19 protein-coding genes are annotated in these 23,479 nt (G+C 70.8%); 3 read left to right on the top strand and 16 right to left on the bottom strand.

Annotated elements, in window-relative coordinates; all coding sequences use genetic code 11:
* Window positions 1-35 precede the first annotated feature (35 nt).
* The 6 genes from ACWCPN_RS10415 to ACWCPN_RS10440 form a co-directional block, all read right to left on the bottom strand.
* Window positions 36-875, bottom strand: a complete 840-nt coding sequence (locus ACWCPN_RS10415) for a shikimate dehydrogenase (RefSeq protein WP_451204122.1) — start codon at window positions 873-875, stop codon at window positions 36-38.
* On the bottom strand, window positions 856-2,538 hold the full coding sequence (mltG, locus tag ACWCPN_RS10420; protein WP_451204124.1) for an endolytic transglycosylase MltG: 1,683 nt from the start codon (window positions 2,536-2,538) through the stop codon (window positions 856-858). Before mltG ends, ACWCPN_RS10415 begins: the two co-directional genes overlap by 20 nt.
* Before the next feature lie 114 nt (window positions 2,539-2,652).
* Window positions 2,653-3,117 (bottom strand): Holliday junction resolvase RuvX, encoded by a 465-nt coding sequence (gene ruvX / locus ACWCPN_RS10425; RefSeq protein WP_365122877.1) that lies wholly within the window; start codon window positions 3,115-3,117, stop codon window positions 2,653-2,655.
* A gap of 13 nt (window positions 3,118-3,130) precedes the next feature.
* Window positions 3,131-5,803, bottom strand: coding sequence for an alanine--tRNA ligase (gene alaS / locus ACWCPN_RS10430; protein WP_199209792.1), 2,673 nt, complete (start codon window positions 5,801-5,803; stop codon window positions 3,131-3,133).
* Window positions 5,803-6,150 carry a hypothetical protein gene (locus tag ACWCPN_RS10435; protein WP_199209793.1) on the bottom strand — a complete coding sequence of 116 codons (348 nt, stop codon included), beginning with the start codon at window positions 6,148-6,150 and terminating at the stop codon, window positions 5,803-5,805. Before ACWCPN_RS10435 ends, alaS begins: the two co-directional genes overlap by 1 nt.
* 9 nt (window positions 6,151-6,159) lie before the next feature.
* Complete coding sequence (locus tag ACWCPN_RS10440; RefSeq protein WP_365122872.1) at window positions 6,160-6,627, bottom strand: DUF948 domain-containing protein; 468 nt, start codon at window positions 6,625-6,627, stop codon at window positions 6,160-6,162.
* A 136-nt stretch (window positions 6,628-6,763) separates the two neighbouring features.
* On the opposite strand from ACWCPN_RS10440, the gene ACWCPN_RS10445 reads away from it, so the two are divergent.
* Window positions 6,764-8,944 carry an ATP-binding protein gene (locus ACWCPN_RS10445; protein ID WP_451204127.1) on the top strand — a complete coding sequence of 727 codons (2,181 nt, stop codon included), beginning with the start codon at window positions 6,764-6,766 and terminating at the stop codon, window positions 8,942-8,944.
* 6 nt (window positions 8,945-8,950) lie between these two features.
* Here the strand turns inward: ACWCPN_RS10445 and rpsD are convergent, their stop codons facing one another.
* The 5 genes from rpsD to ACWCPN_RS10470 form a co-directional block, all read right to left on the bottom strand.
* Window positions 8,951-9,565 (bottom strand): 30S ribosomal protein S4, encoded by a 615-nt coding sequence (gene rpsD / locus ACWCPN_RS10450; protein ID WP_108957064.1) that lies wholly within the window; start codon window positions 9,563-9,565, stop codon window positions 8,951-8,953.
* A 305-nt stretch (window positions 9,566-9,870) separates the two neighbouring features.
* On the bottom strand, window positions 9,871-11,280 hold the full coding sequence (locus ACWCPN_RS10455; RefSeq protein ID WP_451204129.1) for a replication-associated recombination protein A: 1,410 nt from the start codon (window positions 11,278-11,280) through the stop codon (window positions 9,871-9,873).
* Window positions 11,281-11,334: 54 nt separating this feature from the next.
* Window positions 11,335-11,991, bottom strand: a complete 657-nt coding sequence (locus ACWCPN_RS10460) for a vitamin K epoxide reductase family protein (protein ID WP_199209794.1) — start codon at window positions 11,989-11,991, stop codon at window positions 11,335-11,337.
* A gap of 205 nt (window positions 11,992-12,196) precedes the next feature.
* A complete protein-coding gene (gene hisS, locus ACWCPN_RS10465; protein WP_365122862.1) occupies window positions 12,197-13,459 on the bottom strand; it encodes a histidine--tRNA ligase in 1,263 nt (420 codons plus the stop codon).
* Between the two features lie 12 nt (window positions 13,460-13,471).
* Complete coding sequence (locus tag ACWCPN_RS10470; RefSeq protein WP_451204132.1) at window positions 13,472-14,179, bottom strand: MBL fold metallo-hydrolase; 708 nt, start codon at window positions 14,177-14,179, stop codon at window positions 13,472-13,474.
* A 180-nt stretch (window positions 14,180-14,359) separates the two neighbouring features.
* Between ACWCPN_RS10470 and ACWCPN_RS10475 the strand changes: the two genes are divergently transcribed.
* Window positions 14,360-15,193: a peptidylprolyl isomerase gene (locus ACWCPN_RS10475; protein WP_451204134.1), complete on the top strand. Its 834-nt coding sequence runs from the start codon at window positions 14,360-14,362 to the stop codon at window positions 15,191-15,193.
* 154 nt (window positions 15,194-15,347) lie between these two features.
* Window positions 15,348-16,577, top strand: coding sequence for a DUF349 domain-containing protein (locus tag ACWCPN_RS10480; RefSeq protein ID WP_451204136.1), 1,230 nt, complete (start codon window positions 15,348-15,350; stop codon window positions 16,575-16,577).
* 62 nt (window positions 16,578-16,639) lie between these two features.
* Here the strand turns inward: ACWCPN_RS10480 and relA are convergent, their stop codons facing one another.
* The 5 genes from relA to yajC all read right to left on the bottom strand — a co-directional run bounded on the left by relA (window position 16,640) and on the right by yajC (window position 23,470).
* Window positions 16,640-19,153, bottom strand: coding sequence for a GTP pyrophosphokinase (gene relA, locus ACWCPN_RS10485; RefSeq protein ID WP_451204138.1), 2,514 nt, complete (start codon window positions 19,151-19,153; stop codon window positions 16,640-16,642).
* Between the two features lie 243 nt (window positions 19,154-19,396).
* The gene (locus tag ACWCPN_RS10490) at window positions 19,397-19,945 is read right to left on the bottom strand and encodes an adenine phosphoribosyltransferase (protein ID WP_365122855.1); all 549 of its coding nucleotides are present in this window, start codon (window positions 19,943-19,945) and stop codon (window positions 19,397-19,399) included.
* On the bottom strand, window positions 19,942-21,051 hold the full coding sequence (secF, locus tag ACWCPN_RS10495; protein ID WP_451204140.1) for a protein translocase subunit SecF: 1,110 nt from the start codon (window positions 21,049-21,051) through the stop codon (window positions 19,942-19,944). The genes ACWCPN_RS10490 and secF overlap by 4 nt, the downstream gene beginning before the upstream one ends.
* Window positions 21,052-21,054: 3 nt before the next feature.
* Window positions 21,055-22,836 (bottom strand): protein translocase subunit SecD, encoded by a 1,782-nt coding sequence (gene secD / locus ACWCPN_RS10500; protein ID WP_451204142.1) that lies wholly within the window; start codon window positions 22,834-22,836, stop codon window positions 21,055-21,057.
* A 139-nt stretch (window positions 22,837-22,975) separates the two neighbouring features.
* Entirely contained in the window at window positions 22,976-23,470 is a 495-nt protein-coding gene (gene yajC / locus ACWCPN_RS10505) for a preprotein translocase subunit YajC (protein ID WP_451204144.1), read from the bottom strand.
* Window positions 23,471-23,479: the final 9 nt, after the last annotated feature.

The following is a 23,479-nucleotide window of genomic DNA, read 5'->3' on the forward strand; positions in this document are numbered from 1 at the left end:
GCAGGCGGACGCGCGGTGGACGCGATACCGGGTGGTCAGCGCCCGGCGAGCGCCTTCTCACCGGCGTGCCGCATGGCCTCCAGAGGCGCCGGGGCACGGCCGGTCATCCGCTCGACCTGGAGGACGGCCTGGTGGACGAGCAGGTCGAGGCCGCCGACCACGGCGCCGCCCAACATGGACCAGCGGGCCGCCAGCTCGGTCGGCCAGGGGTCGTAGAGCACGTCGAACAGGGTGGCGGGGCGCTCCGGCACGGCGGCGGCGAGGGCGTCGGTGGTGCCGGCCGGTGTGGTGGCGATCACCAGCGGGGCGCGCAGCGCCCGCTCGGCGTCGGCCCAGTCCGCCGTGCGGACGTCCACCTCGAGCCGTTCGCCCCACTGCCGCATCTCGGCGGCGCGGGCCTCGCTGCGCACGTAGGCGACCACCTCGCCGGTGCAGATCCGCGACAGTGCGGCGAGCGCGGACGACGCGGTGGCGCCGGCGCCGAGGATCGCCGCCGACTCGACCTCCTCGATGCCGTGTTCGCGCAGCGCGGCCACCATGCCCGGGATGTCGGTGTTGTCGCCGAGACGGCGGCCGTCCTCGGTGAGGACGACCGTGTTGACCGCGTCGACGGCGGCCGCCGTGTCGCTGATCTCGTCCACCAGCGGGATGACCGCCCGCTTGAGCGGCATGGTCAGCGACAGCCCCGCCCACTCCGGTCCGAGCCCGTCGAGGAAGCCGGGCAGGGCCGCCTCGTCGATCTCGAACCGGTCGTACGACCAGCCGCCGAGCCCGAGGGCTTCGTAGGCCGCCCGGTGCAGCACCGGGGAGAGCGAGTGGGCGATGGGCGAACCGAGCACGGCGGCCCGGCGGGCGTCAGTTGCCCGAGGAGGCATTGAACTTGTCCTTGAGCTCCTGGAATTCCGCGTAGGTCTTGGCGAATTCGGTGTTGGTGGTACCGTCCGTCGCCACGAAATAGAACCAGCCGTCGTGCGTCGGATTCAGCGTCGCCCGCAGGGCGTCCTCGCCGGGATTTCCGATCGGGCCGGGCGGAAGACCCTTGTTGGTGTAGGTGTTGTAGGGACTGCGGTTGCTGTTGATCTCCTTCTCGGAGATATGGATGTTGCTCGTGCCCTTGAGGTAGTTGTAGGTCGAGTCGAACTGCAGCAACTGGTTGGTCTCGGTGTTGGTGGGCTTGAGACGGTTGTAGACGACTTCGGCCATCTTGCGGAAGTCGTCGTGCGTCTTGCCCTCGGCCTGGACCAGGCTCGCGACCGTGAGCAGTTCGAACGCGTTCTTCAGGCCCATGGCCTTCGCCTTGGCGGGCAGGTTGTACGGGGCGTACTTCTGTTTCGACTGGGCGACCATCTGCTTCAGGACCGCCTCGGGCTTCATGCCCTTCGCGGCCGGGTACGTGGCCGGCCACAGGAAGCCCTCCAGCGGGTCCTGGATGGAGCCGCTGTTCTGCGCCCAGCTCGGCAGGCCGAGCTTCTTGTACTCCGCCTTGGCCACCTTCTTCGTGGTGCCGGCGGAGACCCCGAGCTGTTTGTCGATGGCCTGGTACACCTGCGCGTTGCGCTCGCCCGGCTTGACCAGGACGTTGCTCTGGCTCCTCGGGTCCAGCATCAGCTGCACGGCACTGGCGGCGGACATCTCCTTCTTCAGGAGGTACGCGCCGGCCTGGAGGGTGTCCCCCTTGGGATTCTGTCCCTGGGCGCTCACGAACGCGTCGGCGCTCTTGACCACGCCCGCTTCCTTGAGCCGCCGCCCGATCTCCCAGCCGCCGGCGCCCTTGGGAATCTCGACGGTCACGCTCTCGCTGGTCCCCTCGCCCGCGTAGTCGGGGGCCGGGGCGAAACGATTTTGGTAGAACTTCCAGCCGAAATAGCCGGCCCCGCCGAGACCTCCGCCGAACACCAAGCAGACGACCAGGCAGGCGCAGCCGTTGCGCCGCTTCTTGCCCTTGACGGGTTTCTTGCCCTTGCCCCGGCGCTCGCGCCTGCTCTGCAGCTCGTGTTCGGCGTCGTCCTCGTCGTCCTCGCCCGAGAAGAAGGCGTGCTCCTCCTCGCCGGCCGCGGGTTCCGGTTCCGGTTCGGGACGCCGGCGGCCGGGTGGCTCCGGCGGCGGATAGGCGTCCTCGGTGCGGTAGAAGTCGTGCTGCTGAGCGCCGTAGGCGGCGGGCTGCTGGCCGTACGGGTCGCCGGGATCGGGCGGGTACGGCACCTGGCCCTGGGCACCGCTCGTGTTCCACACGTCCTGGTGCTGGTACTGCTGCGGGGTGTGCGCGGCGTACTGCTGGTCCTGGCCGGGGTACTGGTGGCCGTACTCCTGCCGGCCCTGCTCGGGGTGGTACGGGTACTGCTGCTGGTCGTGACCGGGCTGCCCGCCCTGGGTCCAGTCGCCGTGCTGCGGCTGCTGCGGGTACTGCTGCTGCGCCTGGCCGTCGTAGAGGGACTGCTGACCGGTGTGGGTCTGCTGCCCTCTCCATCCGCCGTCCCCGTACAACGGGTCCTCCGGATGCCACGGTTCGGAGCCAGGGCCCCGGCCATACTCAGTCATCGATCCCCTAGAGCCGCGAGGCGGACGGTCACGCGGCCGGTTCCCGTACCGCCTCTTGCTGTGCGGCGGCTGTTCGAACACCGCCGCATCGCGCGGAACGTTACCGTATCGCGATCAGATGACCACTTCGACGCCCTCGCCGGGTGCTTTGCCTGACACCCGTTCGGATTCCAGGGCCTGCTGCAGAATGATGACCGCGGCGGCCTGGTCGATCACCGAGCGGCCCTTCTTCGATCTCACCCCCGAGGCGCGCAGTCCCTGACTGGCCGTCACGGTCGTCATCCGCTCGTCCACCAGCCGGACCGGCACCGGCGCGATGCCCTTGGCCAGCTCCTGGACGAAGGCACGGACCTTGGCGGCGGCCGGACCCTCGCCCCCCTTGAGGGAGCGAGGGAGTCCGACGACGACCTCGATCGGCTCGTACTCCTCCACCAGCTGCCGCAGCCGGCGGTGGGCGGCGGGGACGTCCCGGCCCGGGACGGTCTCCACCGGGGTGGCGAGGATCCCGTCGGGGTCGCACGAGGCGACCCCGATCCGGGCGTCCCCGACGTCGATCGCGAGCCGGCGTCCTCTGCGCATCTCGGGCCGCTTCCTACTTCGCGGTCTCGGCGACGAGCCGCTCGACGGCGTCGACGGCCTCGCCGACCGCGGCCGGGTTCTGGCCGCCGCCCTGGGCGACGTCCGGCTTGCCGCCACCGCCGCCGCCGAGCGTCTTGGCGGCGGTCCGGACCAGTTCACCGGCCTTGAGACCGCGCTCGCGGGCGGCCTCGTTGGTGGCGATGACGGTCAGCGGCTTGCCGTTGTTGACCGTGAACAGCGCGACCACGGCGGCCCGGCCGCCCTGGATGCGGCCGCGCACGTCGAGGACCAGCTTGCGCAGGTCGTCGGGGGTCGTGCCGTCCGGGACCTGGCCGGTGACGAGCGCGACGCCGCGGACGTCCTTGGCGGACTCGGCGAGACCGGCGGCGGCCTGCAGCACCTTCTCGGCGCGGAACTTCTCGATCTCCTTCTCGGCGTCCTTCAGCTTGCCGAGCATGGCGGAGATCTTCTCCGGGAGCTCCTCCGGGCGGCCCTTGACCAGCTCCTGGAGCTGGGCGACGACCGTGTGCTCACGGGCGAGGAAGTTGTAGGCGTCGACGCCGACCAGGGCCTCGATACGCCGCACGCCCGAGCCGATCGACGACTCGCCGAGCAGCTTGACCAGGCCCAGCTGGGCGGTGTTGTGCACGTGCGTGCCGCCGCACAGCTCCTTGGAGAAGTCGCCGATGGTCACCACGCGGACGCGTTCGCCGTACTTCTCGCCGAACTCGGCGATGGCGCCCTGCTTCTTGGCGTCGTCGATGCCCATGACCTCGGCGTGCACGTCGAGGTCGCGGGCGAGCACCTCGTTGATCTTCTGCTCGACGTCGCTCATCACGGCCGTCGGGACGGCGGCCGGGGAGCCGAAGTCGAAGCGGAAGCGGCCGGGCTGGTTCTCGGAACCGGCCTGGGCGGCCGTCGGGCCGAGGGCGTCGCGCAGCGCCTGGTGGGTCAGGTGCGTGGCCGAGTGGGCGCGGGCGATGGCCTTGCGGCGCCGGGAGTCGATCGAGGCGTGGGCCTTGGCGCCGACGGTCACCTCGCCGACCTGGACGACGCCCTTGTGGACGTAGACGCCCGGGACCGGCTTCTGGCAGTCGCGGATCTCGATCACGGCACCGGAGTCGACCTTGATCCGGCCGGTGTCGCCGATCTGGCCGCCGCCCTCGGCGTAGAACGGGGTGCGGTCGAGGACGACCTCGACCTCGTCGCCCTCGGTGGCGGCCGGCGAGGAGACGCCGTCCACCAGGATGCCGACGATCGTGGTCTCGCCCTCGGTGTCGGTGTAGCCGATGAAGTCGGTGGCACCGGCGGCGTCGGCGATCTCGCGGTAGGCGCCCATGTCGGCATGGCCGGTCTTCTTGGCCTGGGCGTCGGCCTTGGCCCGCTCCCGCTGCTCCTTCATCAGGCGGCGGAAGCCGTCCTCGTCCACGGAGAGGCCCTGCTCGGCGGCCATCTCCAGGGTGAGGTCGATCGGGAAGCCCCAGGTGTCGTGGAGCAGGAACGCCTTGTCGCCGGAGAGGACGGTGCCGCCGGACTGCTTGGTCTCGGTGACGGCCGTGTCGAGGATGTTGGTGCCGGCCTTCAGCGTCTTCAGGAAGGCGTTCTCCTCGGCGAGGGCGACCTTCTCGATGCGCTCGCGGTCGGTGACCAGCTCCGGGTACTGCTGGCCCATCATGCCGATGACGACCTCGATCAGGTCCTTGACGACCGGGCCGGTGGCGCCGAGCAGGCGCATGTTGCGGATGGCGCGGCGCATGATGCGGCGCAGCACGTAGCCGCGGCCCTCGTTGCCCGGGGTGACACCGTCGCCGATGAGCATGGTGGCGGTGCGCATGTGGTCGGTGACCACGCGCAGGGAGACGTCCGAGGCGTGGGCGTCGCCGTAGGCCACGCCGGTCAGCTCGGTGGCCTTGTCGATGACGGCCATGGACGTGTCGATCTCGTACATGTTCTGCACGCCCTGCAGAATCATGGCGAGCCGCTCGAGACCGAGGCCGGTGTCGATGTTCTTGCTCGGCAGTTCGCCGAGGATCTCGAAGTTGTCCTTGCCGGTGCCCTCGCCGCGCTCGTACTGCATGAACACGAGGTTCCAGATCTCCACGTACCGCTCGTCGTTGACGGCGGGGCCGCCCTCGACGCCGAACTCGGGGCCGCGGTCGTAGTTGATCTCGGAGCAGGGGCCGCAGGGGCCGGGGACGCCCATGGACCAGTAGTTGTCCTTCATGCCCAGGCGCTGGATGCGCTCCTTGGGCACGCCGACGACCTCGTGCCAGATGCGCTCGGCCTCGTCGTCGTCCTTGTAGACGGTGATCCACAGGCGCTCGGGGTCGAGGCCGTAACCGCCCTTGTCCTGGGGCGAGGTGAGCAGCTCCCAGGCGTGCTTGATGGCGCCTTCCTTGAAGTAGTCGCCGAAGGAGAAGTTGCCGCACATCTGGAAGAACGTGCCGTGCCGGGTGGTCTTGCCGACCTCTTCGATGTCGGGCGTGCGCACGCACTTCTGCACGCTGGTGGCGCGCGCGAAGGGGGGCTTGACCTCACCCAGGAAGTAGGGCTTGAAGGGCACCATGCCGGCGGGGACGAGGAGCAGAGTCGGGTCGTCCGCGATGAGCGACGCCGAAGGGACGACGGTGTGCCCGCGCTCCTCGAAGAAGCTCAGCCAGCGGCGGCGAATCTCGGCCGACTCCATCAGTGGTCCTCATTCCGGTTGTACGAGTACGTCGTGTTCTCGACGTACTTCGGGTTGCTGCGGTCGTTCTCCAGGGCGGCGTACCGCCCGGGCGCGGGGAGTTCGGGGGCGGCGTCGATGCCCAGCGCCTCCCCCAGCTCGGCCTCCCGCTGGGCCATGTTGTGGCGGACGTCGAGCGCGAAGCCGACCGCGCCGTCCTTGAGTCTCCGGCCGGTCTCCAGGGCCTTGTTGGCCGCGGTGGCGGCGAGGCTCTCCGGAGTCAGCTGCCTCAGCTTGCGGTTGACCTTGGTGGTGGCCCACACCCCGGCGGCGACGCCCGAGGTGAACCAGAAGGTACGGCGGAACATCGCTGGGTCTCAGTCCTTCTTCCGCTTGCGGCGTGCGGCGGGAACCGTGCGGCCCACGATCACCGTGCGCCGGGGCGCCTTCGCGGGCGCGTCCTCCCGGCGGACGCCCAGGGCCCGGCGCACGCCGTAGCCGAAGGCCGCGACCTTGACCAGCGGGCCGCCGAAGGTGGAGGCGACGGTGGTGGAGAGCGCGGAGGCGTTCGACGTGACTTCCTGGACGTCGGAGGCGATCGCGTCGACCCGGTCGATCTGGGTCTGCGCGGAGCGCACGGCCGCGGAGGCGTCCGCGAGCAACGGGACGGCCTGGTCGGTCACATCCGCCACGAGCTTGGTGGTCGCCTTGAGCGTCTGGGCCACCCTCACCAGTGCGACGGCGAGGAAGGAGACCAGGATCGCCCAGAAGACGGCCACCAGGATCCCGGCCACCTCTCCACCGGACACTGTGCGCACCCGCTCCCTGATACGTGCTCTGAACATCGGAACCATGAGAAAAGCAGTGCACCGAGCCTATCGCGCCGGTGGTGGGGCTCCGTACCGGATTACCGTCGGCGGCGGGCGGAGTCGCGGGAAGCGATTGTACGGAATGAACACGGTTCAGTACGCTCCGTGTCCCATGCGAGATCCTGAGCGCCCCGGCCCCTGCGCGGACGGCGATCCGCCCCTTGAACTCACCGCCTTCGTCGGCCGTACGGCCGAACTCGGCGGGTTGGCCGAGGCGATGGCGTCGGCCCGGCTGGTGACGGTGACCGGCGCCGGCGGGGTCGGCAAGTCCCGGCTCGCGCTCCGGGCCGCGGTACGGGTGGCGGCCGGGGACGCGGTGTCGCGGGTCGAGCTGGCGCCGGTCCGGGACCCGCTGTTCGTCGAGTACGCGGTGGCGGAGGCGCTGGGGCTGACCGACCACACCACCCGGCCGCTCCGCGAGTCGCTGCTCGGCCATCTCGCGGGCCGCCGCCTCCTGCTGGTGCTGGACGGGTTCGAGCACCTGGTGGACGCCTGCGCCGAACTGGTCGCGGAGCTGCTGCGCCGGCTGCCGGAGCTGCGGGTGCTGGCCGTGGGTCGGCGTCCGCTCGGGCTGGCGGGCGAGCGGCTGTTCCCGCTGGCGCCGCTCGGCACGGACGAGGCGGTCGAACTCTTCGCCGACCGGGCCCGGCAGCACGGTGCCGCGGTGGACGACTGCCCCGCGGTTCGGGAGCTGTGCCTGCGGCTGGAGGGCATCCCACTGGCGGTGGAGCTGGCCGCGGGGCGGCTGCGGGCGCTGTCCCCGGCCCAGTTGCTCGAACGTCTCGACGACCGGTTCCGGCTGCTGACCGGTGGCGGCCGGGACACCCTGCCGCGGCACCGGACGCTGCGCACGGCGATCGGCTGGAGCCATGAGCTGTGCACTCCGGCCGAGCGGCTGCTGTGGGCGCGGCTCTCGGTGTTCGCGGGCACCTTCGACCTGGACGCGGCCGAGTACGTGTGCAGCGGGGACGGGCTGCCCGCCGAGGACGTCCTGGACGTGCTGTCGGAACTGCTCGCCCAGTCGCTGGTGACCCGCGAGGAGACGGCGACGGGCCCCCGGTACCGGATGCTGGACACCGTCCGGGCCTACGGCGCCGACTGGCTGGAGGCCGCCGGGGACACGGCCCGGCTGCGGCGGCGCCACCGCGACTGGTGCCTGGGGCTGGCCACGATGTGCGAGCTGGACTGGTTCTCGCCGCGGCAGCGGGAGGTGGCCGCGCGGGTCGAGGCGGAACTGCCGAATCTGCGCGGCGCCCTGGAGTTCTGCCTCACCGAGCCGCAGGAGGCGCACCTGGGCCAGTACCTGGCGGGCTCGCTGTGGTTCTGCTGGGCGGGCTGCGGGCGTCTGTCGGAGGGGCGGCGCTGGCTGGAGCGCAGCGTGGAGCTGGAGTCGGGGTACGAGCGGTCGAGGCTGAAGGCGCTGTGGGTGCTCGGCTACGTGGCGATCCTCCAGGGCGACACCGTGCCGGCGCTGGCGGCGCTGCGGGAGTGCCGGGAGCAGGCGGAGCGGGTGGCGGACGGCACGGCGGTGGCGTACGCGGAGCACCGCACGGGCTGTCTGGCCCTGGTGACGGACGACATGGCGCGGGCGGAGCGGCTGCTGCGCTCGGCGCTCGGGCGGTACCAGGAGATCGGCGAGCTGAACAGCAACGTGCTGATGAGCCAGGTGGAGCTGGCGATGGCGCGGGCGTTCCAGGGCGACCTGGCGGACGCGGTGCGGCTGTGCGAGGACGTGCGCCGGGTTTGCGAGGACCACGGGGAGCACTGGGCCCGTTCGTACGCGCTGTACGTGCTGGCGTACGCGTCCTGGCGGGACGGGGACCAGCGTCGTGCGCGGGAGCTGCTCGTGGACTGCCTGGGCAACGCGCACGCCTTCCGCGACCTGCTCGGCTCGGTGCTGTCGCTGGAGCTGCTGGCCCTGGTGACGGCGTCCCAGGGCGATCCGGCCGAGGCTGCGGTGCTGCAGGGTGCGGCCGGCCGGCTGTGGCCGTCGGTCGGGCTGCCGCTGTTCGGCTCGGTCCACTACAACGCCCCGCACGAGCTGTGCGAGGCGGCGGCCCGGCGGGCGCTCGGCGACGGGCGGTACGAGGAGCTGCTGGGCGAGGGGGCCCGGCTGGACCGGGACGCGGCCGTGGCCCGGGCGCTCGCCCATGACGGGGTCCGCCCGGCGCACGGGGTGCCGGGCCCGCGGGGACCGGTGCCGCACGCGCGCGGGGAGGCCGGCAAACGCGAACCCGCCGCCTCCCGCACCCGGAAGGGCGGGGAGGCGGCGGGCGGAGTGCCTACGCCGTGACCGGGATCAGCGGGCGTAGTACTCGACGACGAGCTGCTCGTCGCAGATCACCGGGATCTCCTTGCGGTTCGGCTCGCGGTCCAGGCGGAACGCCAGGGCCTTGAGGTTCACCTGCAGGTAGCGCGGGGTCTCACCGTCGGGGGCGAAGCCACCCTCGCGGGCGACCTGGAAGAGCGTCTTGTCCTTGGAGCGGTCGCGGACCTGCACGACGTCGTCCGGACGGACACGGAAGGACGGCTTGTCGACCTTCTGGCCGTTGACCTGGATGTGGCCGTGGACGACCATCTGGCGGGCCTGGTAGATCGTGCGGGCGATGCCCGAACGCAGGACCAGCGCGTCGAGACGGCGCTCGAGCTCGATGATCAGGGCCTCACCGGTCTTGCCCTGGACCTTGGAGGCACGCTCGTAGGCGCGGACGAGCTGGCGCTCGGACACGTCGTACTGCGCGCGCAGACGCTGCTTCTCGAGCAGACGGACCTTGTAGTCCGAGTTCTGCTTGCGGCCGCGGCCGTGCTCACCCGGCGGGTAGGGGCGGGCCTCGAAGTACTTGACGGCCTTCGGGGTCAGCGCGATGCCGAGGGCACGCGACTTCTTGACCTTGGGGCGGGACTGGTTCGCCACTGTCTGTTTCTCTTTCCTGGTTTTCGGCTTGTCAGGGTTGAGGGAGGTCGCATCCGCAGCCGGGGAAACCCGCCGGGTCCGCTCGGGACCCTGCCGGGCAGCCGCTCCCCTGATCTGGGCACATACGTGCAGCACGCGAGTGGCCCACCGACCGCTCCCGGCACTCCGGGTGGTGGTGGGCTGCCCGCGACACCGTTCGACGGTGCGCGACGCTCCTGGAGCCGGTCCTGAAGGACCGGGTCTCCGGCTGGCTGTCCCGCTCTGACTGCGCGGAACTCAGCACTTCGGGGCAGTCTACAGGCTGCTCAGGACCGCTTGCGACCGAGGTGCTTGCGCGTCCACTCCACCGCGTCCGCGTACCGGGCCTCCGCGCCGTGCCGGGTCGGTGTGTAGTACTCGCGGTCCTTGAGGGCCTCGGGGGCGTACTGCTGCTGGGCGATGCCCTCGGGGATGTCGTGCGGGTACACGTACCCCTGGGCGTGACCGAGCTTGGCCGCGCCCTTGTAGTGCCCGTCCCGCAGGTGCGCCGGGACGGAGCCGGCGTGCCCCTTGCGCACGTCCTCCAGCGCGGCGCCGATCGCGGTGGTGGCGGCGTTGGACTTGGGGGCGAGCGCGAGGGCGATGGTGGCGTGGCTGAGGGTGAGGGCGGCCTCCGGGAAGCCGATCATGGCGACGGCCTGGGCGGCGGCGACCGCGGTGGGCAGGGCGTTCGGGTCGGCGAGGCCGATGTCCTCGCTCGCGGAGATCATCAGGCGGCGGGCGATGAACCTGGGGTCCTCGCCGGCCTCGATCATGCGGGCCAGATAGTGCAGCGCCGCGTCGACGTCGGAGCCGCGGATGGACTTGATCAGGGCGCTGGCGACGTCGTAGTGCTGGTCGCCGTCGCGGTCGTACTTCACCGCGGCGCGGTCGACGGTCTCCTCGAGCGTCTGGAGGCTGATCTCGCTCTCGCCCTTGTCGAGGGCGGCTCCGGCGGCGGCCTCCAGGGCGGTCAGGGCGCGGCGGGCGTCACCGCCGGCGATGCGCAGGAGGTGGTCCCCGGTGTCGTCGGGCAGGGCGACGGCGCCGCCCAGTCCGCGCTCGTCGGTGAGGGCCCGCTTCAGCAGCCCCCGGACGTCGTCGTCGGTGAGCGGTTCGAGGGTGAGCAGCAGGGAGCGGGACAGCAGCGGGGAGATCACCGAGAAGTACGGGTTCTCGGTGGTCGCCGCGATCAGGGTCACCCAGCGGTTCTCGACCGCGGGGAGCAGGGAGTCCTGCTGGGCCTTGCTGAAGCGGTGGATCTCGTCGAGGAAGAGGACGGTCTCCTTGCCGAAGCCGCCGGTGGCGCGGCGGGCTCCGTCGATGACGGCGCGGACCTCCTTGACGCCGGCGGTGATGGCCGACAGCTCCACGAAGCGCTTGTCGGTGGCCTTGGACACGACGTACGCCAGGGTCGTCTTGCCCGTGCCGGGCGGGCCCCAGAGGATCACCGAGGACGGCCCGGCGGGTCCCACCCGTCTCCCCCCACCGCCCTCGCCGGAGGGGCCTGCGGCCCCTCCATTTCGGTCTGCCCCCTCGCCCACCAGGCGGCGCAGGGGCGAGCCGGGCTTCAGGAGGTGCTGCTGGCCCACCACCTCGTCGAGGGTGCGCGGGCGCATCCGCACCGCCAGGGGGCTGGCGGCCGGGTCCTTCTCCTGGCGTTCTTCTGCTGCGGCGGTGAACAGGTCGGGCTCCACGCAGAAACCCTAGAACACCGCACCGACAGTCCGGCGCGGGCGGTCAGCCGGCCGTCAGCTCGTCCAGAAGTCCCACCACCGGGTGAGTACCAGCATGCCGATGACGCCGACGTGCATGACCGGTACGACCCAGGTGAACTCGCCGAAGAAGGACTTCAGCCAGCGCGGGGCCGGCAGGAAGTCGTTGCGGACGTTGAACGAGGTCACGTACCAGAACATGACGATCGTGGCGACCCAGGCCAGTGAGCACCACAGGCACAGGGCGTTGATCCGGTACAGGGACTGGAACTGCAGCCAGGTGCAGAAGGCGACGCCGAAGAGCGTGCCGAAGTTGAAGGTCAGCCAGTACCAGCGCGGGAAGCGGGCGCGGGCCAGCAGGCTCATGCCGACGCCGACGACGATGCCGTAGCAGACCAGGCCGAGCATCGGGTTGGGGAAGCCGAAGGCGGCGGCCTGCTTGCTCTCCATCACGCTGCCGCAGGACACGACCGGGTTGAGACTGCAGCCGGGGGTGAAGGTCTTGCCCGCGACCTTGGCCTCGAGGATCTTGAACTTGTCGAGCGTGATGACCCAGGCGGCCAGCAGCCCCGCGGCGCCGGTGATCACCAGCAGGATGGCGAAGGCGCGGCTGCCGCCCGCCGTGCGCGGTGCGCCGGCGGCCTGCCCGGACCCGGGCTCGCTGGAGACGTCCTTGACTGTCGTCTTGCTCATCACGCCGATTCCGTCACTCGAGAGGTGGACCTTCTTCGGGCAAGCCTCATTCTGCCGCACGCGCGCGGGGGTTCACCGTTCGCTCCGCATAAGCATGTACGTATGACCGGGCCCGTTCGTTCGGCTCCGGACCGTGGCCGCGCCGCCCACGGCAAGGGCGCCGGACACCCCCGTCGGGGTCTCCGGCGCCCACGCGCGCGCATGCTCAGCCGAGCCGCGACTCCAGCTCCGCCACGATCTCGTTCACACCGATCGCCGTCTGCTCGCCGGACTCCATGTCCTTCAGCTGCACGACGCCCTCGGCGAGATCCCGTTCACCGGCGACGATCGCGTACCGGGCGCCGCTGCGGTTGGCGTTCTTCATGGCGCCCTTCAGGCCCTTGCCGCCGTAGGCGAAGTCCGCCGCGATGCCGGTCCTGCGCAGTTCCGTGACCTTCGCGAACAGGACGCGGCGGGCCTCCTCGCCGAGCGGGACGGCGTAGACGCTGGTCGCGGACGGCAGGTCGAGCGTGATGCCCTCGGCCTCCAGGGCGAGGACCGTGCGGTCGACGCCCAGGGCCCAGCCCACCGACGGCAGCGCGGGGCCGCCGATCATCTCGGACAGGCCGTCGTAGCGGCCGCCGCCGCCGACCGCGGACTGGGAGCCGAGGCCGTCGTGCACGAACTCGAACGTGGTCCGGGTGTAGTAGTCCAGGCCGCGGACCAGCTTCGGGTCGTTCTCGAAGGCCACGCCCGCCGCGGTGAGCAGCTCGCGGACCTCCTCGTCGTAGGCCTTGCAGGCGTCGCACAGGTAGTCGCGCAGCAGCGGCGCGCCGGTGAGCTGCTTCTGCACCGACTCGCGCTTGTCGTCGAGGACCCGGAGCGGGTTGATCTCGACGCGGCGGCGGGTGTCCTCGTCCAGGTCCAGGGCGCGCAGGAACTCCTGCAGCGCGGCCCGGTACACCGGCCGGCACTCCTTGTCGCCCAGGCTGTTCAGCAGGATGCGGAAGTCGCGCAGGCCCAGCGAGCGGTAGGCCTGGTCGGCCAGGATGATCAGCTCGGCGTCCAGCGCCGGGTCCTCCGCGCCGATCGCCTCGGCGCCGACCTGGGAGAAGTGCCGGTAGCGGCCCTTCTGCGGGCGCTCGTAGCGGTAGTACGAGCCGGAGTACCAGAGCTTGACCGGGAGGTTGCCCGCCTTGTGCAGGTTGGCCTCCAGAGCGGCGCGCAGCACGGACGCCGTGCCCTCGGGACGCAGGGCGAGCCGGTCGCCGCCCTTGGTCTCGAAGGCGTACATCTCCTTGGTGACGATGTCGGTGGACTCGCCGACACCGCGCGCGAACAGCTCGACGTTCTCGAAGCCGGGGGTCTCGACGTAGCCGTAGCCGGAGTCGCGCAGCGGGGCCGCGATCGCCTCACGGACCGCCAGGTAGACGGCGGAGTCCGGCGGGATCAGGTCGTAGGTGCCCTTGGGGGCCTGGAAGGTGCTCACGGAAGTCTCTCGTCACATTCCTCGTCGGGGAGCCCGCGGGGCTCCCTGGCCGGCCGCCACCTGCCGCAGATACGGGTTGGTGGCGCGCTCCTGGCCGATGGTCGTCTGGGGGCCGTGGCCGGACAGCACCACGGTGGAGTCCTCGAGCGGCAGGCACACGCGGGCCAGCGAGTCGAGCATGTCCTCCGTGGAGCCACCCGGCAGGTCGGTGCGTCCGACGGAGCCGGCGAACAGCAGATCCCCTGAGAAGAAGACCGGCGGGATGTCCGCGGTCTCGGGCATCCGGAAGGTCACCGACCCCTTGGTATGGCCCGGTGCGTGCGCGACGGAGAACGTGAGACCGGCCAGCTCCAGCCGCGCGCCGTCGGTCAGCTCCCGGACGTCGTCCGGCTCGCCCACGGTCAGCTCGCCCATGAGCGGCATGCCGAAGGAGCGGCCGAGCGCCTTCTCGGGGTCGCTCATCATGTACCGGTCGCTCGGGTGGATCCAGGCCGGTACGTCGTGCGCGCCGCACACGGGGACGACCGAGGCCACATGATCGATGTGGCCGTGGGTGAGGACGACGGCGACGGGCTTGAGCCGATGCTTCTTCAGCGCTTCCTCGACTCCGTCGGCGGCCTCGTGGCCCGGGTCGATGATCACGCACTCCTCACCGGCGGCGGGGGCGACGAGATAACAGTTCGTCCCCCAGGCCCCGGCGGGGAACCCGGCAATGAGCACGATCGTCCTTCGTTGTGTCGATACGGGAGGGCCTGCGAACAGGCCGCCTGTGGTCCAGAAGCCTACCGGCGCTGCCGTTTCCTCAGCGAACCCATATACGGTACGGGGCTACACGCGGCCGTCGGCTCACAGGACGCACGCGTACCGTCGGCAACACGACACGCATGAGGAGAGAACCCGGTGGTCAGCCAGGAGCAGCGGCGGCGTCAGCTCGCCCGGGAGAAGTTCTTGCGGCAGCAGCAGCGGCGCACCAGCGCGCGGCGCAAGGCACGCATGCGCAACTCCGTGATCGCGTCGGTGCTCGGCGTGGTCGTGATCGGCAGCGTCGCGCTGTACACGACCGGCGTGCTGAAGAACGACGACGACAAGAAGACCAGCGCCGGCGCGGACGCGTCTGCGAGCGCCTCGCCGAGCAGCAAGGCGCCGGACCCGTGCGGGAAGCCGGCGGCGGGCTCGGTGAAGAAGCTGAGCTGGAAGAAGGAGCCGGCGATGACGATCGACACGTCGGCGAAGTACACGATGAAGCTCGCGACGACGTGCGGTGACATCGACATGTCGCTGAAGGCGTCGGCGGCCCCGCACACGGTGAACTCGTTCGACTTCCTCGCCGGCAAGGGCTTCTTCGACCACACCAAGTGCCACCGGCTCACTCCCGAGGGCATCTTCGTGCTGCAGTGCGGCGACCCCACGGCCACCGGCAGCGGCGGACCGGGCTACACCATCCCGGACGAGAACCTCAAGGACAAGAGCCTCAAGGGCAACTCGTACCCGGCCGGCACGGTCGCGATGGCGAACACCGGGCAGAAGCACTCCGGTGGCAGCCAGTTCTTCCTGGTCTACAAGGACAGCCCGCTGCCGCCCAGCTACACGCCGTTCGGGACGATCAGCGAGTCGGGCATGAAGGTGCTCAAGAAGATCGCCGACGCCGGTGCCCAGGCGGCCGACCCGACCACCGGGAACACCGCGCCGAACGCGACGGTCGTGATCGACAAGGCGACCGTCACCAAGTCCTGACCCGGCGGGACACCGGGAGCGGCCGCCAGCGCAATTTCGCCCGCGCTGGATGCGGACAGGTCACCCGCCGGTCGCCTATGTTGGCCGTGACGAAACTGTGGACGATGCCCGGGGGTGCTGAGGCCCCTCGCAGGCATCATGTGGAGGAGGCGCTGTGAGCAGCGACCCGTGGGGCCGCGTCGACGAGACGGGGACCGTGTACGTGCGTACGGCCGACGGCGAGCAGGTCGTCGGTTCCTGGGCGGCCGGCTCCCCTGAGGAGGCGCTTGCCTACTTCGAGCGCAAGTACGAGGGCCTGGTTGTCGAGATCGGCCTCCTCGAGAAGCGAGTCAAGACCACCGACCTGTCCGCGAAGGACGCCCGGACCGCGATCGACCACCTGCGCGAGCAGGTGGACGCGCACCACGCGGTGGGTGACCTCGCCGCGCTGCGGACCCGCCTCGACAAGCTGGTGGAGACGGTCGAGGCCCGGCGCGAGGAGCGCAAGGCGCAGCGGGCCAAGCAGTCCGACGAGGCCCGCAAGGCCAAGGAGGACCTGGTCGCCGAGGCCGAGCAGCTCGCGCAGTCCGATCAGTGGCGGGCGGCCGGCGAGCGGCTGCGCGCCCTGGTGGACACCTGGAAGGGTCTGCCGCGGCTCGACCGCAAGTCGGACGACGAGCTGTGGCACCGCTTCTCGCACGCCCGGTCGGCGTTCTCCAAGCGGCGCAAGGCGCACTTCGCGCAGCTCGACGCGCAGCGCGAGGAGGCCCGCCGGACCAAGGAGCGGCTGGTCTCCGAGGCCGAGGCGCTGTCCGGTTCGACGGACTGGGGCGTGACGGCGGCCCGTTACCGCGATCTGATGACGGAGTGGAAGGCCGCGGGCCGCGCCCAGCGCGAGCACGAGGACGATCTGTGGAACCGCTTCCGCGGCGCCCAGGACGTGTTCTTCGCGGCACGCAGCTCGGTCTTCGCCGAGCGGGACGCGGAGCAGGCCGAGAACCTGAAGCTGAAGGAGGAGCTGGCCGAGGAGGCCGAGAAGCTCCTGCCGATCTCGGACCTGAAGGGCTCGCGGGCGGCCTTCCGCACGATCAACGAGCGCTGGGAGGCCATCGGCCACGTTCCGCGGGACGCGCGACCGAAGGTCGAGGGCCGGATGCACACGGTCGAGCGGGCGCTGCAGGAGGCCGAGGAGGCCGAGTGGCGCCGGACGAACCCGGAGGCTCGCGCGCGTGCCGCGGGCCTGACCGGCCAGCTCCAGGCGGCCGTGGACAAGCTGCGGGCGCAGATCGAGCAGGCCCGCGCCCAGGGCAACGGCGCCAAGGCCGACAAGCTGGAGCGGGAGCTCGAAGGCCGTCAGGCGCTTCTGGACCAGGCCCTGAAGGGTCTGCAGGAGTTCGGCGGCTGAGTTCCCCACCGCGCACGTGAGAGGGCCCCATACGCCTGTACGGGGCCCTCTTTCGCGTCCTGCTACGCCCGGCTGCGCGCCGAGGTCACGCGGTAGACGTCGTAGACGCCCTCCACGCCCCGCACGGCCTTGAGAACGTGACCGAGGTGCTTGGGGTCGCCCATCTCGAAGGTGAAGCGGGAGGTGGCCACCCGGTCGCGTGACGTCTGCACGGCCGCGGACAGGATGTTGACGTGCTGGTCGGACAGGACACGGGTGACGTCCGACAGCAGCCGGGAGCGGTCCAGCGCCTCGACCTGGATGGCGACCAGGAAGACCGAGGACTGGGTGGGGGCCCACTCGACGTCGAGGATGCGCTCCGGCTCGCGGGACAGCGACTCGACGTTCACACAGTCGCTGCGGTGAACCGATACGCCGCTGCCGCGCGTGACGAAGCCGATGATCGGGTCGCCGGGCACCGGAGTGCAGCAGCGGGCCAGCTTGACCCACACGTCGTCGACGCCCTTGACGACGACGCCCGGGTCGGCGCTGGAACGCCGCTTGCGGCCGCGGCCGCGGGCCGGCGGGACCGTCTCGTCGATCTCCTCGGTGGCGGCCTCCTCGCCGCCGAGGGCCTGCACCAGCTTCTGGACGATGTTCTGCGCGGAGACATGGCCCTCGCCGATCGCCGCGTAGAGCGCGGAGATGTCCGAGTAGCGCATCTCGTGCGCGAGGGTGACCAGCGAGTCGCCGGTGAGGATGCGCTGGATGGGCAGGTTCTGCTTGCGCATGGCCCGCACGATGGCGTCCTTGCCCTGCTCGATCGCCTCGTCGCGGCGCTCCTTGGAGAACCAGGCCCGGATCTTGTTGCGGGCACGCGGCGACTTGACGAACCCGAGCCAGTCGCGGGACGGGCCGGCGCCGGGGGCCTTGGAGGTGAAGACCTCCACCAGGTCGCCGTTGTCCAGGGTGGACTCGAGCGGTACGAGCCTGCCGTTGACCCGTGCTCCTATGGTGCGGTGGCCGACCTCGGTGTGGACGGCGTACGCGAAGTCCACCGGCGTCGCCCCGGCCGGGAGCGCGATGACGTCGCCCTTCGGGGTGAAGACGAAGACCTCGTTGCGGGAGAGGTCGAACCGCAGGGACTCCAGGAACTCGCCGGGGTCCTCGGTCTCCTTCTGCCAGTCCAGCAGCTGGCGCAGCCACGCCATGTCGTTGAGATGGTCGTCCTTGCCCTTGCCCGCCTTGGGCACGTCGGTGCGGACCTTGGAGGCGCCGGCGACGGCCTCCTGCTTGTACTTCCAGTGGGCGGCGATGCCGTACTCGGCCCGCCGGTGCATGTCGAAGGTGCGGATCTGCAGTTCGACGGGCTTGCCGTTGGGTCCGATGACCGTCGTGTGCAGCGACTGGTACATGTTGAACTTCGGCATCGCGATGTAGTCCTTGAACCGGCCGGGGACCGGGTTCCATCGCGCGTGCACGGTGCCGAGTGCGGCGTAGCAGTCCCGGACCGTGTCGACCAGTACGCGGATGCCCACCAGGTCGTAGATCTCCGCGAAGTCACGGCCGCGGACGATCATCTTCTGGTAGACGCTGTAGTAGTGCTTCGGGCGACCGGTGACGGTCGCCTTGATGCGGGCGGCGCGCAGGTCGGCCTGGACCTCGTCGGTCACTATGGCGAGGTACTCGTCGCGCTTCGGCGCCCGCTCGGCGACCAGCCGCACGATCTCGTCGTACATCTTGGGGTAGAGGATCGCGAAGGCGAGGTCCTCCAGCTCCCACTTGATGGTGTTCATGCCCAGCCGGTGCGCCAGCGGGGCGTAGATCTCCAGCGTCTCGCGCGCCTTCTTCTCCTGCTTCTCGCGCTTGAGGTAGCGCATGGTGCGCATGTTGTGCAGGCGGTCGGCGAGCTTGATGACGAGGACGCGCGGGTCCTTCGCCATCGCCACGACCATCTTGCGCACGGTCTCGGCCTGCGCGGCCTCGCCGAACTTGACCTTGTCCAGCTTGGTCACGCCGTCCACGAGCAGGGCGACCACGTCGCCGAAGTCGCGGCGCAGGTCCTCCAGGCCGTACTCGGTGTCCTCGACGGTGTCGTGCAGCAGCCCCGCCATGAGGGTGGCCGGGTCCATGCCCAGCTCGGCGAGGATGGTGGTGACGGCGAGCGGATGCGTGATGTACGGATCGCCGCTCTTGCGCTTCTGGCCCCGGTGCCAGCGCTCGGCCACCTGGTAGGCGCGCTCGATCTGCCGGAGCGTGGCGTTCTCGATCTTGGGGTCGTTGCTGCGCACTATGCGCAGCAGCGGCTCCAGGACCGGGTTGTACGGGTTCGCGCGCTGGACGCCGAGGCGGGCGAGGCGGGCGCGGACGCGGTTGGAGGAGCCGGAACGGGCGGGCTGGCCGGCGGCGGGGCGCACGGGCGGGGCCGGTTTGGGGCGGGTGACCTCGGGGGTCTTCTCGACAGGCGCGGACTGGGCGTGCTCGACCGCCCCGCGGGTGTCGTTCTTGGCGGACGACACGTTCCGCGCGGGCTTGGCCGCGGGCGCCGAGGCGGGCTCGGGCTTGGCGGCGGTCAGTGGCTGGGCCTCGTCTGGCAAGAGGACTCCTCGTGCGCGATCCGGGTCCCCCGGTCAGGCTCCGGAAACCCCATGGTAGCGATCCTGCGCCCTGGCATCGCCCGCAGGCGGCTGTGAGGACCGTCTACCCGTGCAACGCGAGGGACTCCCCCGGGATTCCGCGCCGGTGACGTGGAACGGGATCCGGGGCGTGCGGCGGGTGGCCGCACGGCGAACGGCCGCCCCCGGAGGTACCGGGGACGGCCGTCGGCGGTTCGGCGGATGTCAGATCCGCAGGAGCGCCGTGAGCGGTGCCTCGCCGAGCGCGGGCTCCAGGCGGTCGCGGCCGCCGAGGAAGCCCAGCTCCATGAGGACCGCGAGCCCCGAGACCTCGGCGCCCGCCCGCTGGATGAGCTGGATCGCGGCCTCGGCGGTGCCGCCGGTGGCCAGCACGTCGTCGACGATCAGCACGCGGTCGCCGGACACCAGGTCCTCCGCGTGCACCTCGATCTCCGCCGAGCCGTACTCCAGGTCGTACGCCTGGCGCAGCGTCGCGCCCGGCAGCTTGCCCGCCTTGCGGACCGGGATGAAGCCGAGGCCCGCCTGGACCGCGACCGGTGCGCCCAGAATGAAGCCCCGGGCCTCCAGGCCGACGACCTTGGTCGCGCCGGTCTCGGCGGCGATCCGGGCCAGCGCCCCGGTCAGCGCGGAGAACGCGGCGGGGTCCGCGAGCAGCGGGGTGATGTCCTTGAACATCACGCCCGGCTCGGGGTAGTCGGCCACGTCCCGGATGCGGCTGAGCAGCAGCGACGTGATGTCGGCGAGCTCGGTCATCGGCGCTTCCCGGAGGGTCGGCCGCGGCCCCGGTTGCGGGAGGCGGGCTGGTTGCGGGGGCCGACCACGGCGGCCGCCGCCTCCTCGTGCTGGTCGCCCTCGCCGGGCCGGCCCGCCACGACGTCCTCGCCGGCGGCGGCCTGCGCGCGCTTGGCCATGACGCGCTTGCGGAGCGCCCGCATCGCCGGCTCGCGCTCCTTGAGGTCGGCGACGAGCGGGGTGGCGATGAAGATCGAGGAGTAGGCGCCGGCCGCGAGACCGACGAACAGCGACAGCGAGATGTCGTTCAGGGTGCCGGCCCCGAGGAAACCGCCGCCGATGAACAGCAGACCCGCGACGGGCAGCAGCGCGACCACGGTGGTGTTGATGGAGCGGACCAGCGTGCCGTTGATCGACTGGTTGGCGATGTCGCTGTAGGTGAAGCGGGTCTGCTTCGTGATGTCCTTCGTCTGCTCCTTGAGGCTGTCGAAGACGACGACCGTGTCGTAGAGCGAGTAACCGAGGATCGTCAGCAGACCGATGACCGTGCCGGGCGTGACCTCGAAACCGACCAGGGCGTAGATGCCGGTGGTGATGGTGATGTCGTGGATCAGCGCGACGAGGGCCGCGACGGCCATCCGCCACTCGAAGGCGATCGCCAGGTAGACGACGACGAGCACCATGAAGATCGCCAGGCCCTGCCAGGCCTTGCTGGCGATCTGCTCGCCCCAGCTCGGGCCGACCAGGTCGGCGTTGAGCTTCTCCGGGTCGAGGCTGAGGTCCTTGGCCAGCGTCTGCCTGATCTGGCCGGACTTGTCGGTGTCGATGCCGGCGATCTGGATGCGCAGGCTGCCGTTGCCGAGCTTCTGCACGACGGCCTCGTGGCCGGAGGCCTTCGTCGCGAACTCCTCGGCCTGCGCCACCGACGTGCTCATCTTGGTCGGCGTGGTGAAGACCGCGCCGCCCTGGAACTCGATGCCCATGTTCAGCCCGCGCACCGCCAGGCCGACGATGGCCGTGATGGTGATCAGGATGGAGACGCCGTACCAGATCTTGCGCTTGCCGATGAAGTCGTAGCTGATCTCGCCGCGGTGCAGTCGAGCGCCGAGGTTGCCGAGTTTCGACATCGCTCACGCCTCCTTCGGGTCGACAGGGCCGGCGGCGGGACCGGCGGGACGGCGGGTGCGGCGCAGCGGCGGCTTGGCACCCAGGCTCTTCGGGTCGAGGCCGGACCACTTGTGGCCGTCCGCGAAGAACCTGCGGCGGGCGAGCAGGGTCATCAGCGGCTTGGTGAACAGGAAGACGACGACCACGTCGAGCACGGTGGTCAGGCCGAGCGTGAACGCGAAGCCCTGCACCTTGCCGACGGTCACGATGAACAGCACCGCGGCGGCGAGGAACGACACGAAGTCGGAGACCAGAATGGTACGCCGGGCGCGCGGCCAGGCCCGCTCGACGGCGGGGCGCAGCGAACGGCCCTCGCGGATCTCGTCCCGGATGCGTTCGAAGTACACGATGAACGAGTCCGCCGTGATGCCGATGGCGACGATGGCACCGCAGACGGCCGGCAGGTTCAGCGCGAAGCCGATGGCCGGGCCGAGCAGCGCCATGATCACGTAGGTGAGGATGGCGGAGACCAGCAGGGACGCCATGGCCACGAGCGACAGACCGCGGTAGTAGGCGATCAGGTAGATCACGACCAGGGCGAGGCCGATCGCGCCGGCGATCAGACCGGCGCGCAGCTGCTCACCGCCGAGCGCGGCGGTGACCGTGGTGACGGTGTCCTCGCTGAACGAGAGCGGGAGCGCGCCGTAGGACAGCATGTTGGCGAGGCTCTGCGCCTCGTCCTGCGTGAAGCTGCCGGAGATCTCCGCCTGGCCGCCGGTGATGGCGCTCTGGACGTACGGGCTGGAGACGACCTCGCCGTCGAGGACGATGCCGAACTCGTTCTGCGGGCTCTGGTTCTTGGCCAGTTCGCCGGTGATGTCCGCGAACTTGCTCGAACCGGTCTTGGTGAAGGTCATCTGGACCTGCCAGCCGGAGCCGCCCTGGGTGTCGAAGATCGCCTGTGCCTTCTTCACCTCTGTGCCGTCCACGCCGGCCGGGCCGAGCAGGTACTTGTACCAGGTCTTGTCCCGCTGGCCGCAGGCCACGGTGGGGTCACCGGGCTTGGCGTTGGTGCCGGCCTTGGCCCGCTCGGCGGGCTTGGCGCAGTTCAGGGCCGTGTACTGGGCCTGGAGCCTGGCGGTGTCCGGGTTGCCCGAGGCCGGGGCGGACGGGCTGGCGGAGGTCTTGGCGCCGGACGAGGACGAGGCGCTCGGGGAGGACGAGCCGGACGGCGAGGCGTCCGCCTTCAGCGCGTCGGTGACCGCGCGGCCCTGGGAGGTGGCGGAGGCCGACGGCGAGGCGGAGGAGGACGAGGACGCCTTCTCCTTGCTGGAGCCGGACGGGCTCGGCGAGGCGCCGCCGCTGGAGGACGCGCTCGGCGAGGGGCTCGCCGGGGTGGCGCCGCTGGGCTCGCTGGCGAGCACCGGGCGGAAGTACAGCTTGGCGGTGGTGCCGACCTGCTGCTGGGCCTCCTTGGAATTGGTGCCCTTGGGGATGTTCACGATGATGTGATCGCGCCCCTGGGTCTGCACCTCCGCCTCGGAGACGCCCAGGCCGTTGACACGGCGGTTCATGATGTCGACCGCGGTGTCCATGTTGGCCTGGTTGATCGCGGACCCCTGGTCGGCCTTCGCCTTGAGCGTGATGCTCGTACCACCGGCGAGGTCGATGCCGAGGCGCGGTGTCGTGTGCCCGGAGAGGAACATCCCTCCGGTGAGCGCCACGATGGCGATCAAAATGAGGGCCAGCGAGCGCCCTGGCCTGCTCTGGGCGCTCGCGCTCCGGCCCCTCTTAGGTGCTGCCACCTTCTCGTACTCCCTCTCGGGCCGCCCCGCGCCGGATCGGCGCGGTCAGCCATGACATGGTGTCGGGCTCCGTGCGGCGAACAGAAGCACCCTGGGTGCGCGGGGTGCGGCCGGGCCGCGCCGCACACCCGGGGCGTGACTACTTCGCCTCGGAGTCGCCGTCGGTCTTCTTCGGCTCTTCGTCCTTCTTGGCCTCGGCGACCTCGGCGGCGCCGGTCCCGTCCTCGGCGACGTCCTTCTTGCCGAAGTCGACGGCCTTGTCCCCGGAGGCGGCGGCAGCGGGCTCGTCGGTCTCCGTGAGGGAGGAGGCGTCGTCCGGGACGACGTCCGCGTCGGCCTTGAGGTCGTGCTCGATGCCGTGGACGATCCGGTTGTACTCGTCGTCCGTGAGGACGGCGCCGATCGCGTTCTTGGCGAAGAGGAGGTCGACGCCCGGTCCGGCGTCGAGGAGGACCGTGTCCTCACTGACCTCCTTGACCGTCGCGTACATGCCCCCGATCGTGCGGACGCCGGAGCCGGGCTGCATCTCATTGCGCATGCTCGCGGCCTGCTGCTGCTTCTTCTTGGCCGAGCGCGTCATCAGGAACATGGCCGCGATGAGCACAATGAACGGGAGAAGGGTCAAGGTATTCACGGGACGGGG

The sequence above is a fragment of the Streptomyces sp. NPDC002386 genome (genome assembly GCF_053593175.1).

What these genes read in the sequence shown, in the direction of transcription:
- ACWCPN_RS10445 (WP_451204127.1), top strand. Translation starts at nt 6,764, where the DNA reads ATGCGAGATCCTGAGCGCCCCGGCCCCTGCGCGGACGGCGATCCGCCC.
- secF (WP_451204140.1), bottom strand. Translation starts at nt 21,051, where the DNA reads ATGTCGAAACTCGGCAACCTCGGCGCTCGACTGCACCGCGGCGAGATC.
- mltG (WP_451204124.1), bottom strand. Translation starts at nt 2,538, where the DNA reads ATGACTGAGTATGGCCGGGGCCCTGGCTCCGAACCGTGGCATCCGGAG.
- ACWCPN_RS10415 (WP_451204122.1), bottom strand. Translation starts at nt 875, where the DNA reads ATGCCTCCTCGGGCAACTGACGCCCGCCGGGCCGCCGTGCTCGGTTCG.
- ACWCPN_RS10460 (WP_199209794.1), bottom strand. Translation starts at nt 11,991, where the DNA reads ATGAGCAAGACGACAGTCAAGGACGTCTCCAGCGAGCCCGGGTCCGGG.
- ruvX (WP_365122877.1), bottom strand. Translation starts at nt 3,117, where the DNA reads ATGCGCAGAGGACGCCGGCTCGCGATCGACGTCGGGGACGCCCGGATC.
- alaS (WP_199209792.1), bottom strand. Translation starts at nt 5,803, where the DNA reads ATGGAGTCGGCCGAGATTCGCCGCCGCTGGCTGAGCTTCTTCGAGGAG.
- ACWCPN_RS10435 (WP_199209793.1), bottom strand. Translation starts at nt 6,150, where the DNA reads ATGTTCCGCCGTACCTTCTGGTTCACCTCGGGCGTCGCCGCCGGGGTG.
- ACWCPN_RS10490 (WP_365122855.1), bottom strand. Translation starts at nt 19,945, where the DNA reads ATGACCGAGCTCGCCGACATCACGTCGCTGCTGCTCAGCCGCATCCGG.
- ACWCPN_RS10440 (WP_365122872.1), bottom strand. Translation starts at nt 6,627, where the DNA reads ATGTTCAGAGCACGTATCAGGGAGCGGGTGCGCACAGTGTCCGGTGGA.